6 protein-coding genes are annotated in these 12,198 nt (G+C 66.1%); all 6 read left to right on the top strand.

Annotation, left to right across the window (positions count from 1 at the left end; translation table 11 throughout):
• Positions 1-166: 166 nt before the first annotated feature.
• The 6 genes from recC (at position 167) to ACGLHT_RS29450 (ending at position 11,952) form a co-directional block, all read left to right on the top strand.
• Positions 167-3,649: an exodeoxyribonuclease V subunit gamma gene (recC, locus tag ACGLHT_RS29475; RefSeq protein ID WP_274121213.1), complete on the top strand. Its 3,483-nt coding sequence runs from the start codon at positions 167-169 to the stop codon at positions 3,647-3,649.
• A complete protein-coding gene (gene recB, locus ACGLHT_RS29470) occupies positions 3,646-7,323 on the top strand; it encodes an exodeoxyribonuclease V subunit beta (protein ID WP_137162431.1) in 3,678 nt (1,225 codons plus the stop codon). Before recC ends, recB begins: the two co-directional genes overlap by 4 nt.
• Complete coding sequence (gene recD / locus ACGLHT_RS29465; protein ID WP_274121212.1) at positions 7,320-9,395, top strand: exodeoxyribonuclease V subunit alpha; 2,076 nt, start codon at positions 7,320-7,322, stop codon at positions 9,393-9,395. Before recB ends, recD begins: the two co-directional genes overlap by 4 nt.
• A gap of 226 nt (positions 9,396-9,621) precedes the next feature.
• The gene (locus ACGLHT_RS29460) at positions 9,622-10,188 is read left to right on the top strand and encodes a YfiR family protein (RefSeq protein WP_137162429.1); all 567 of its coding nucleotides are present in this window, start codon (positions 9,622-9,624) and stop codon (positions 10,186-10,188) included.
• Positions 10,185-11,456: a diguanylate cyclase domain-containing protein gene (locus tag ACGLHT_RS29455; RefSeq protein WP_274079089.1), complete on the top strand. Its 1,272-nt coding sequence runs from the start codon at positions 10,185-10,187 to the stop codon at positions 11,454-11,456. Before ACGLHT_RS29460 ends, ACGLHT_RS29455 begins: the two co-directional genes overlap by 4 nt.
• A 4-nt stretch (positions 11,457-11,460) precedes the next feature.
• Complete coding sequence (locus tag ACGLHT_RS29450) at positions 11,461-11,952, top strand: OmpA family protein (protein WP_137162427.1); 492 nt, start codon at positions 11,461-11,463, stop codon at positions 11,950-11,952.
• Positions 11,953-12,198: the final 246 nt, after the last annotated feature.

Below are 12,198 nucleotides of genomic sequence, written 5' to 3'. Positions count from 1 at the left end.
CTGCGCGCCCGATCGCGACACAAGGCCGCTCCTACAAAGGTCGCGCAGGCCCGCTGTTATGTTGCCTCCCACAATTCAGACGGTTAATGGCACTACGCCATACTCTCCGTATGGTACCTACGTGATATCGTTTCCCTCATCCCCAGCGCCAGCCAGAGACCTCCCGATGCCCAATACCACTCACCTCCAACCCGGCTTCATGATCGTTCACGGCAACCGCCTCGACGACCTGCGCAGCCTGGTGGTGAGCTGGATGCGTCGCTACCCCTTGGCACCTCTGGAAAACGAAATCGCCCTGGTGCAAAGCAATGGCATCGCCCAATGGCTCAAACTTGCCCTTGCCGAAGACCCTCAGGACGATGACCAGGGTGGTTGCGGTATCGCCGCCGCCATCGACGTGCAACTGCCAGGCAGCTTCATGTGGCAGCTGTACCGCAGCGTGCTGGGCCGTGACGAAATTCCCGAAGTCTCCCTGCTCGACAAGGCACCGCTGACCTGGCGTCTGATGCGTCTGCTCCCGGCCTTGATCGAACGCCCGCATTTCGAGCCGTTGCGACGCTTCCTCACCGACGACAGCGACCTGCGCAAGCGCTATCAGCTCGCCGAGCGCCTGGCCGACCTGTTCGACCAGTATCAGGTTTACCGCGCCGACTGGCTCAAGGACTGGGCCGCTGGCGAGCACATCCTCAACACCGCTCGCGGTGAGCGCAAGGCGCTGCCCCCGGGCAACCGCTGGCAGGCCGAGTTGTGGCGTGCATTGCTGGAGGATGTTGGCGAGCAGGGCATGGCGCAGAGCCGTGCCGGCGTACATCAACGCTTCATCGAACGTATCAACAGCCTGGAGCAGGCACCTGCCGGTCTGCCGGCCCGGGTGATCGTATTCGGTATCTCCTCGCTGCCAGCCCAGGCCCTCGAGGCACTGGCCGGCCTGGCACGCTTCAGCCAGGTGCTGCTGTGCGTGCACAACCCCTGCCGCCACCACTGGGCCGATATCGTTGCCGACAAGGACCTGCTGCGCCACCAGTACAAGCGCCAGCAACGCAAGCAGGGCATGCCCTTGCAACTGGACGACCAGTCGCTGCACCAGCATGCCCACCCTTTGCTGGCCGCCTGGGGCAAACAAGGCCGCGACTACATCAACCTGCTCGACAGCTACGATGACCCCGGCAGTTACCAGGGCGTGTTCAGCGACGGTCGCATCGACCTGTTCAGTGACGGCTCGCCCACCACGCTGCTCAACCAGTTGCAGGACGACATCCTCGAACTGCGTCCGCTCGCAGAAACCCGCGAGCAGTGGCATCCAGTCGACCCGGCGAAGGACCGCTCGATCCGCTTCCACATCGCCCACAGCCCGCAACGTGAAGTGGAGATCCTCCACGATCAGTTACTGGCCCGGTTCAGCGCCGACCCAACCCTGCGCCCACGTGACGTAATCGTCATGCTGCCGGCCATCGATACCTACGCGCCGCATATTCGCGCCGTTTTCGGCCAGTTGCAGCGCAACGATCCGCGCTACATCCCGTTCACCCTGACCGACCAGGGCCAGCGTGGCCGCGAACCCTTGCTGATTGCCCTCGAACACCTGCTCAAGCTACCGGACAGCCGCTTCGCGGTCAGCGAAGTGCTCGACCTGCTGGATGTGCCGGCAGTCCGCGCCCGTTTCGGCATACGCGAAAACGACCTGCCCACGCTGCACCGCTGGATCGAGGGGGCTGGCATCCGCTGGGGCCTCAATGCCGAGCAGCGGGCCAGCCTGGGCTTGCCCGCCGGGCTGGAACAGAACAGCTGGCGGTTCGGCCTGCGGCGCATGCTGCTGGGTTATGCCGTAGGCGTGGGTGAGGCCTGTGACGGCATCGAACCCTACGATGAAATCGGTGGCCTGGATGCGGCACTGATCGGCCCGCTGGTCGCCTTGCTGGACGCCCTCGAAGTGGCCGGCCAGACCCTGTCCGAGCCTGCCACTGTCAGCCAGTGGGGCGAGCGTCTGCATGCCTTGCTGCAAGTGTTTTTCCTGGCCGAGGGCGAGCACGACGAGTTCCTGCTGATGCAGTTGCAGGATCTGCGTGATAGCTGGCTTGAAGTGTGCGAGGCCGTCGGCCTGCAAGACCCATTGCCGCTGACCGTAGTGCGCGAAGCCTGGCTGTCGGGCCTCGACCAGGGCAAGTTGTCCCAGCGCTTCCTCGCCGGCTCGGTGAACTTCTGTACCCTCATGCCGATGCGCGCCATCCCGTTCCGGGTGGTCTGCCTGCTGGGCATGAACGATGGCGATTACCCCCGCGCTCAGCAGCCGCTGGACTTCGACCTGATGGCCAGCGACTACCGCCCCGGTGACCGCTCGCGCCGTGAGGATGACCGCTACCTGCTGCTCGAAGCATTGTTGTCGGCCCGCGACCAACTGTATGTCAGCTGGGTCGGGCGGAGCATCCGCGACAACAGCGAACGCCCGGCCTCGGTACTGATCGGCCAGTTGCGCGATCACCTTGCAGCCGGCTGGCAGCTGGCAGGCGCGGAGCAGGGGCAGCCAGCAGAACCGGGCGAGCAACTGCTGCACGCACTGACCCAGGAGCACCCGCTGCAACCGTTCAGCCCACGCTACTTCCAGAAGGGCAGCCCGCTGTTCAGCTTTGCCCACGAATGGCAGGTGTTGCACCAGCAGGGCCAGGAGGACCAGCAGTGCGACCCCGGCCTGCCGCCATACCATGACGATGAGGCCTTGAGCCTGACCCAGCTGAATGACTTCCTGCGCCACCCGGTGCGGCACTTCTTCAGCCAGCGTCTGAAAGTCTACTTCGAAGCGCTGGAAGCACCGACCCCGGACGAGGAACCCTTCGTCCTCGATACCCTGCAACGGTACGGCGCCAGTGAAAGCCTGCTGGGTGCAGCACTGGCCGAGCCGGACAATGCCGAACAGGCCCTGCAGGCCCAGGCCCGGCGCTTGCAGGCCTGTGGCGTGCTGCCACTGGCCGGCTTCGGCGAACTGCTGCAGCGCGAGCTGATCGAGCCCCTGCCAGACCTGCTGCAACGCCACCGCCAGCTATTGCAACGCTGGCCGCAGCTGGTCGAGGGGGCATTGCCAGTGCATTTCGAGCACGGCCAGCATCGTCTCGAAGGCTGGCTGGGGCGGCTGTTCCAGGCGGATGACCAGAGCCTGCTCAGCATCACCACCGTACCCAACACCATCAGTGCCGGGCGTAACGCCCTCAAGTGGCACCGCCTGATCGCGCCCTGGGTCACGCACCTGGCGGCCTGCGCGGCGGGCTACCCCTATAACAGCGCGCTGGTAGCCAGCGACCTGACCCTGCTGCTTGCGCCACTGCCGCAAGCGCAGGCGGCGCAATTGCTGGGCGACCTGCTGGTAGCCCGTCAGGCGGCGATGAATGCGCCGTTGCCGGTCGCTGCCAAGACCGCGTTCGCCTGGCTGGCCCAGGACGATAGCGACAAAGCCCTGGCTGCTGCTGCCCGCGCCTACGAAGGCGACGAGCGCACCAGCTTCGGCGAGCGCAGTGAAAGCATCGCCCTGGCCCGGCAGTTCCGCGACTTTGCCGCGCTCACCGCTGATGAAACCTTCGAAGGCTGGTGCGAAGCCTTGTACCGCCCATTGTTCAACGCCCCGTGGCAGACCCTGGGCAACCCGGAGAAAGGCGCATGACCCAGGACCGTCCCCTGGCACTGAGTTTCCCCCTGCACGGCAGCCAGCTGATCGAGGCCAGCGCCGGCACGGGCAAGACCTTCACCATTTCGGCGCTGTACCTGCGCCTGATCCTCGGTCACGGTGGCGAGCAGGGCTTCGACCGCGAGCTGCTACCACCGCAGATCCTCGTGGTGACCTTCACCGACGCCGCAACCAAAGAGCTGCGCGAACGTATCCGCGCCCGCCTGGCCGAAGCTGCGCGGTTCTTCCGTGGCGAGCTGGAGGCGGCCGACCCGCTGCTGCATCAGCTGCGTGACGATTACCCGGAAGAAACCTGGCCACGCTGTGCCGGGCGCCTGGAAATCGCCGTGCAGTGGATGGACGAGGCAGCGGTATCGACCATCCACGGCTGGTGCCAGCGCATGCTGCGCGAACATGCCTTCGACAGCGGCAGCCTGTTTACCCAGACCCTGGAAACCGACCACAGCGAACTGCTGGGCCAGGTCATGCGCGACTACTGGCGGCGCTTCTGCTACGGCATGCAAGGCGACGCGCTGGCCTGGGTGCGTGGCCACTGGGGCAGCCCCGACGCCTTGCTGCCGCGGATCCGCCCACTGTTCGGTCGCGTGCGCGCCCAGCACGACGGGCCCGAGCCGGCGGCACTGATCCAGGCATCGCTGCAGCAGCGTGGCGAGCAGTTGGCCCGGCTAAAGGCGCCTTGGGCGCAATGGGCCGAGGAGTTGCGCCAGATCTGCCGTGATGCACTGGCCGCCAAACAAGTCGATGGCCGCAAGATGCAGGCCCGTTACTTCGAGCCCTGGTTCGATAAGCTCTGCGCCTGGGCCGCAGCCGAACAACTGGTGGAGCTCGACCTGGGCACCGGCTTTACCCGCCTGACCCCGGCGGGCATGGCCGAAGCCTGGAAGGGCGAGCCACCCGAGCACCCGGCCCTCAATGCCATGCAGAGCTTGCAGCAACAGCTCCAAGCCCTGGACAGCCCGGATGCCCCATTGCTCGAGCATGCCGCCAACTGGGTATCGGCACGCTTCGAAGTGGAGAAGCGTCGGCGTGCGGAAATGGGCTTCGACGACATGCTCCTGCGCCTGCAGCACGCCCTTGCCAGCGAGGCCGGCGAGCGCTTGGCCAGCCTGATCCGCGAACAGTTCCCGGTGGCGTTGATCGACGAGTTCCAGGACACCGACCCGGTGCAGTACGGCATCTTCGAGCGCATCTACCAGATCAGCGAAAACCGCGCCGAAACCGGCCTGTTCATGATCGGCGACCCCAAGCAGGCGATCTATGCCTTCCGTGGCGCCGACATCTACACCTACCTCGCCGCCCGCCGTGCCACGAGTGGTCGCCTGCACAGCCTGGACACCAACTACCGCTCCAGCAAGGCTATGGTCGCGGCGGTCAACCAGGTGTTCCTGCAGGCCGAGGCGCGTGAGGCAGGGCGTGGCGCATTCCTGTTCCGCGAGGCCGATGACAACCCGCTGCCGTTCATCGAGGTCCGCGCCAAAGGCCGTGGCGAGCAGCTGTTGATCGACGGTGAAGCCTGCGCAGCCCTTCAATGCTGGCATCTGGAAAGCGAAGAGCCGGTCTCCGGCAGCGTTTACCGGCAGCAGCTGGCCGCCAGTTGCGCCAGCCATATCGTCGCCTTGCTCAATGGCGGCCAGCAAGGCACGGCTGGTTTCCAGAATGCCGAGGGCGAACTGCGCCCGTGCCTGCCATCGGACATCGCCATCCTGGTGCGCGATGGCCATGAAGCGCAGATGGTCCGCGCCGAGCTTGCCGCGCGCGAGGTGCGTAGTGTGTACCTGTCCGACAAGGACTCGGTATTCGCCGCCCAGGAAGCCCACGACCTGTTGGCCTGGCTAAAGGCCTGCGCCGAACCCGACTCGGAGCGCCTGCTCAAGGCCGCCCTGGCCAGCCTTACCCTCAATCTGTCGCTGGCTGCGCTGGACCGCCTGAACCAGGACGAGCGGGTCTGGGAAGACTGGGTCATGCGTTTTCGCCGTTACCGCGACACCTGGCAGCGCCAGGGCGTGTTGCCGATGCTGCGGCACCTGCTGCATGACTTCCAGCTGCCGCGCACGCTGATCCGCCGCAGCGATGGCGAGCGGGTGCTGACCAACCTGCTGCACCTGGCCGAGCTGTTGCAACAGGCCGCCGGCGAACTGGACGGCGAACAGGCGCTGATCCGCCACCTGGCCGAGCACCTGGCCAGTTCCGGCCAGGCTGGTGAAGAGCAGATCCTGCGCCTGGAGAGTGACGAGCAGCTGGTGAAAGTGGTGACCATCCACAAATCCAAGGGCCTGGAATACCCCTTGGTCTACCTGCCGTTCATCTGCACCAGCAAACCGGTGGACGGCAGCCGCCTGCCGCTGGCCTGGCATGATAGCCAGGGCAACGCCCATCTCACCCTCACACCAGACCAGGAACAGATCGACCGCGCCGACGACGAGCGCCTGGCCGAAGACCTGCGCCTGCTCTATGTGGCCCTGACCCGCGCCCAGCATGCCTGCTGGCTGGGTGTCGCCGACCTCAAGCGGGGCAACCAGAAGAGCTCGCAACTGCACCGCTCGGCGTTCGGCTACCTGCTGGGTGGCGGCCTCGCCCTGCCGGGCTCGCAGCAACTGACGGACTGGTTGCAGGCTTTGGCCAAGACCTGCCCGCACATCTCTTGCCCGAGCCTGCCGCCGGCAGATGAGCAGGTGTATTGCATGCCGCACGCCGAGCATGAGCTGCTACCTGCCCGCAAACCGCGCCGCGCAGCGGGCGCCGAGCATTGGTGGATTGCCTCGTACAGTGCCCTGCGCGTCGGCGACCAGACCCTCGGTGCCGACAGTTCGCAGGCCCAGCAGTTACTGGATGATGAAGTGGTCGATACCCAGGTGCTGCGCGAGGTCCCGGCCGACAGTGGCGATATTCACCGCTTCCCGCGCGGGCCCAACCCGGGCACCTTCCTGCATGGCTTGCTGGAATGGGTTGGCCGCGAGGGCTTCAGCCAAGTCAGCGGCAATGCACGGCTGATCGAGCGAACCGTTGGCCAGCGCTGCAACCGTCGTGACTGGACCGGCTGGATCCCCACCCTGACGCACTGGCTGCAGCGCCTGCTGGGCGAAGCGCTGCCGTTGCCGGGCAACGACCTCGGTGTGACGCTCGGGCAGCTGCGCCACTACCAGATCGAAATGGAGTTCTGGTTCGCCAGCCACCAGGTCGATGCCGAACAACTCGACCGCCTGGTGGCACGCCACACCCACCCCGGCCTGGCACGCCCGGCGGCGCAGCCGACCGTGCTCAATGGCATGTTCAAAGGTTTCATCGACCTGGCCTTCGAGCTGGACGGGCGTTACTACGTGACCGACTACAAGTCCAACTGGCTGGGCCCGGATATCCAGGCCTACGATGCCCAGGCCATGGAAAAGGCCATCCTCGAGCATCGCTACGACCTGCAGTACGTGCTGTACCTGCTGGCCCTGCATCGCCAGTTGCGCGCCCGCCTGCCTGACTACGACTACGACCGCCATGTCGGCGGCGCCCTGTTCATCTTCCTGCGAGGCGCCAGCAGCAGCGGCCACGGCGTTTACCACGCCAAGCCACCGCGTGAGCTGATCGAAAGCCTCGATGCGCTGTTCCGTGGTGAGCATCCGCCCGTACAGCAGGACCTGTTTGCCGGAGCCGTGATATGAGCCGAAGCCTAGTCGACCTGTTGCCCACCCCGCTGCACGCCGAGCACCTGCTCGCACTGGCGCCGCAGCATGACAGCGGTGACCTGCTGCAACTGCTCGACCGCTGGGTAGAGCGGGGATGGCTGCGCGCCCTGGACCGTGCGTTCGTATCGTTCCTGGAGGAGCGAGCACCCGGTAGCGACCCACTGCTGTTGCTGGCCGCCGCGCTGGCCAGCCACCAACTGGGCCACGGCCATGTCTGCCTCGACCTGCAGCAGACCCTGGCCGAGCCCGATTTCGCCCTGTCCTTGCCGCCTGAAGGCGACGCCTTGACCGGCCCCTTGCTGCTGCCCTCGCAGTTGCTGGCCAACCTCGACCTGCACGCCTGGCTCCAGCGCATTACCGCCAGCCCGCTGGTGGCCGCCGGGGATACCCCGGGCCAGCAAGCGCGGCCTCTGGTGCTCAGCGGCGAGCGTTTGTACCTGCGCCGTTACTGGAGTTACGAGCGGCGCATCGACCATACCCTTCGCCAGCGCCTGACCCAGGCCGAAGCGCCTCCGGCCGACCTGCCTGGCCGTCTGGCGCAACTGTTCGACGGTGGTGCGCCGGCAGGCCAGGTGGACTGGCAGAAGCTCGCCTGCGCCCTGGCCACCCGCGCAGGCTTCAGCATCATCACCGGCGGCCCCGGCACGGGTAAGACGACTACCGTGGTGCGCCTGCTGGCCTTGTTGCAGGCGCCGGCGGTAGAGCTAGGCAGGCCATTGCGCATTCGCCTGGCCGCGCCGACCGGCAAGGCGGCCGCGCGCCTGACCGAATCCATTGGCCAACAGGTCGAGCGCCTGCAGGTCAGCGCCGAGGTGCGCGGGCAGATCCCCACCGAGGTCAGCACCGTGCACCGCCTGCTCGGCAGCCGCCCCGGTTCGCGGCACTTCCGCCACCATGCCGGCAACCCGCTGCCGTTGGATGTGCTGGTGGTCGACGAAGCGTCGATGATCGACCTTGAGATGATGGCCAACCTGCTCGATGCCCTGCCGCCACGGGCACGTCTGGTACTGCTGGGCGACAAGGACCAGCTGGCCTCGGTCGAAGCCGGTGCGGTACTGGGTGACCTGTGCCGGGATGCCGAGGAGGGCTGTTACTCGCCGGCGACCGAGGCATGGCTGGAGCAGACCGGTGGCGAGTCGCTGGCGGGCAGCGGCCTCAAGGCCGGCGATGAGCAACGCAACCCGTTGGCCCAGCAGGTGGTGATGCTGCGCTTCTCGCGGCGTTTCGGCGAAGGTAGCGGCATTGGCCAGCTGGCCCGGCTGGTCAACCGCCAGGACGCCCATGCGGCGCGCAACCTGCTGGCCACGCCGCCGCCCGATGTGTACAGCCTGGCCCTGAAGCACGAACAGGACCGCGCCTTCGACCGCCTGCTGCTCGACGGCCTGAACCGCGGCAGCGACGGCCCGCAGGGTTATCGCAGCTACCTGCGCACCCTGGGCCGCTTCCGCCCGGCACTCGATACCGCCGTTGACGACCCCGCGTGGGAGCAATGGGCGGGCAAGGTGCTGCACAGCTTCGAGGACTTCCAGCTGCTGTGTGCGGTACGCCGCGGCGCCTGGGGTGTCGAAGGCCTCAACGAGCGGGTGGCACGGGTGCTGCACAATGCCGGGCTGATCGACAGCCAGCAGCCTTGGTACGAAGGGCGCCCGGTGCTGGTAACCCGCAACGATTACGGCCTGGGCCTGATGAACGGTGACATCGGCATCGCCCTGCGCCTGCCGGACGAGCGCGGCGAACCCCTGTTGCGCGTGGCCTTCCCGCGTAACGACGGCAGCGGCGGTGTGCGCTTCGTCCTGCCCAGCCGGCTGAACGAAGTGGAAACGGTATTCGCCATGACCGTGCACAAGTCCCAGGGCTCGGAGTTCAGCCACACCGCGCTGGTGCTACCGGATGCGCTCAACCCGGTGCTGACCAAGGAGCTGGTATACACCGGCATCACCCGCGCCAAGCACTGCTTCAGCCTGGTCGAGCCCCGCCAGGGTATTTTCGAAGAGGCGGTGACGCGCAAGGTACGGCGAATTTCCGGGTTGATGCTGGAGCAAGTCTGACACCGGACGCAGTCCTCTGTAGGAGCGGCCTTGTGTCGCGAAAGGGCCGCAAAGCGGCCCCCGGATCTCAGCAGCGCAGCAGATATCGAGGGGCTGCTATGCAGCCCTTTCGCGACACAAGGCCGCTCCTACAGGGAACGTAAATGCCTCCGCGCCTTTCATACAGGCATGCGGCCATGTGCTATCGTTGCGCCGATATTGGAAAGGACCTTAAGAGATTTCCCACATGAAAGTGGCCGCAAGGCGAGTGACGAGCTGTGCGCTTTCGCTATTGCTGGCCGCCCTGTTCCTTTCCGCAGGCCCGGCCCGGGCAGACCCCGCCATAACTGCCGCCCAGGCGCAGCAACGTGCCAAGGCCGTCACCCAGGTGGTGCTGGGCATCTTCAGCTACGCCCGCTGGCCCGTCGAACCCTCGCCCTTGCGCCTGTGCCTGGTCGGCCCGACCGAATACGCCGATGACCTGATCAAAGGCCATGTGCAGGAGTCCGGCCGACCGCTGCAAGTGCGGCGGCTACTGGCAGACGATAGCCAGGTCGCCCAGGCATGCGACGCCATCTACATCGGCAAACTCGACCAGGGCCAGCGCGACCGGCTGTTCGAGCGCGTCAGTGGCCACCCGGTGCTGAGCATCAGCGAGGCAGACGACCCGTGCACGGTCGGCAGCCTGTTCTGCTTGCGGATCAGCGACCAGCAGGTCGCCTTTGAAGTCAACCTGGACTCGGTGGCACGCTCCGGCGTGCGCATTCACCCCAGCGTGCTGCAATTGTCGCGGCGCCGGGCGGTGCAACCATGAAACCAACCCGCAAGCGCGGCGTGCGCCCGACCCTGCGCTCGGTGCTGGGCCGTGGCCATCTCAGCGTCGCCTTGCTCGCCGTGGGCCTGGCCGGCATATCCCTGACCCTGCTGGGCGTGCTCGCCCTGCGTGTTTACGCCAACGACAACCTGCACCTGATCGCCCGCTCGATCAGCTACACCGTGGAAGCGGCGGTGGTGTTTGACGACAGCGCAGCGGCCAATGAATCGCTGGCGCTGATTGCCAGTGCCGAGGAAGTGGCCGAAGCCAGGGTCTTCAACAACGAAGGCGAGCAGCTGGCGCATTGGCAGCGCAGCGATACCGGCGTGCTCGCGCGGCTGGAGGCGCAGGTGGCCACCGCCTTGCTGGATGAGCCAATCAACCTGCCGATCACGCACCAGCAGCAGCAGGTCGGGCGCATCGAGCTGGTTGGCCAGGGGCGTAGCCTGTTGCTGTTCCTGTTCAGCGGGCTGGCCGGCATCCTGTTCTGCACGGTGCTCAGCGCCCTGGCTGCCCAATACCTGTCGCGGCGTCTGCTCAGCGATATCGTCCGCCCGCTGCGTGGCCTGGCCAGTGTCGCCCACGCCGCCCGCCGCGAGCGCAGTTTCGACCGGCGCGTGCCGGAAGCGCCGATTGCCGAGCTCAACGAACTGGGCAATGACTTCAACGCCCTGCTGGACGAACTGGAGGTGTGGCAAAGCCACCTGCAGAGCGAAAACCAGACCCTGGCGCACCAGGCCAGCCACGACAGCCTGACCGGCCTGCCCAACCGCGCCTTCTTCGAGGGGCGCCTGAGCCGCAGTGTGCGCAATGCAGAACGGCAGCAAGATCACCTGGCGCTGCTGTTTCTCGACAGCGACCACTTCAAGCAGATCAACGACACCCTCGGCCATGCGGTGGGCGACGAAGTGCTGATCAGCGTGGCCGACCGCGTGCGTGCCCAACTGCGCGAGCACGACCTGGTGGCGCGTTTGGGTGGCGACGAGTTCGCCGTGCTGCTGACGCCTTTGCATTCGCGCCAGGACGCCGAGCACATTGCCGAGAAGATCGTTGCCAGCATGAAGTTGCCGGTGCAGTTGGACAGTGGCCGCAGTATCGCCACCTCGTTGAGTGTCGGTATTGCCTATTACCCGGATGACGGCGCTGACCCTGCCAGTCTTCTGAATGCCGCCGATGCGGCGATGTACCAGGCCAAGCGCAAACGCCGTGGCCATTGGCAAGTGGCGCAGACGGAACGGTCCGCCAGCGAAATCAAGAACAGGAGTTGAACCCGTGATACAGGCTTTGCGTTTCCCCCTTTGGGCCTTGTTGCTCGCCGTGCTGGCGCTGACCGGCTGCCAGAGCGCTCCGCCCAAAGGCCTGACCGCCGAGCAGATTGCCGTGCTCAAGCGTGAAGGCTTTACCCCGACCGACGAAGGCTGGGCCTACGATTTGTCCGGCAAGGTGCTGTTCGGCAGCGACCTGGACAGCCTCAACAGCCAGAGCCAGGCGATTGTCGAACGCATTGGCAAGGCGCTGCTCGGTGTTGGCATCCAGGGCGTGCGGGTGGATGGGCATGCCGACTCGTCCGGCAAGGCGGCGTATAACCAGCAGCTGTCCGAGCGCCGGGCGCAGAGCGTGGCCAGGGCGCTGGTCGGGGTAGGCATGCAGGCGCAGAACATCCAGTCCCGCGGGCTGGGCAGCAGCCAGCCGGTGGCGAACAACCGCACCAGCGCCGGGCGTACCGAGAACCGCCGTGTGTCCATTGTGGTGGCTTCCTACTGACCACAGCCTACGGGCTATCAGATATCCCTGTGGGAGCGGGTTCACCCGCGAACACCGGCGAAGCCGGTGCCATGCACCGAGTTGTCTGCTTCGCGGGTAAACCCGCTCCCACATTATCTGTGTTACCCCCGGGGTTTCAGCGCAGATGCACAAATTGCCGGGGCTGCTCTGCAGCCCTTTCGCGACACAAGGCCGCTCCTATGTATGGACTCGCCCACACTGTCTAGCTGCTTTTGAACATAGGAA

It is taken from the genome of Pseudomonas sp. PsB (assembly GCF_043658375.1).
GTDB lineage: Bacteria > Pseudomonadota > Gammaproteobacteria > Pseudomonadales > Pseudomonadaceae > Aquipseudomonas > Aquipseudomonas putida_Z.
Note: the sequence above shows the minus strand (reverse complement) of the source record. Positions and strands in the feature narration are given on the sequence as shown.

What these genes read in the sequence shown, in the direction of transcription:
- recC (WP_274121213.1), top strand. Translation starts at nt 167, where the DNA reads ATGCCCAATACCACTCACCTCCAACCCGGCTTCATGATCGTTCACGGC.
- recB (WP_137162431.1), top strand. Translation starts at nt 3,646, where the DNA reads ATGACCCAGGACCGTCCCCTGGCACTGAGTTTCCCCCTGCACGGCAGC.
- recD (WP_274121212.1), top strand. Translation starts at nt 7,320, where the DNA reads ATGAGCCGAAGCCTAGTCGACCTGTTGCCCACCCCGCTGCACGCCGAG.
- ACGLHT_RS29460 (WP_137162429.1), top strand. Translation starts at nt 9,622, where the DNA reads ATGAAAGTGGCCGCAAGGCGAGTGACGAGCTGTGCGCTTTCGCTATTG.
- ACGLHT_RS29455 (WP_274079089.1), top strand. Translation starts at nt 10,185, where the DNA reads ATGAAACCAACCCGCAAGCGCGGCGTGCGCCCGACCCTGCGCTCGGTG.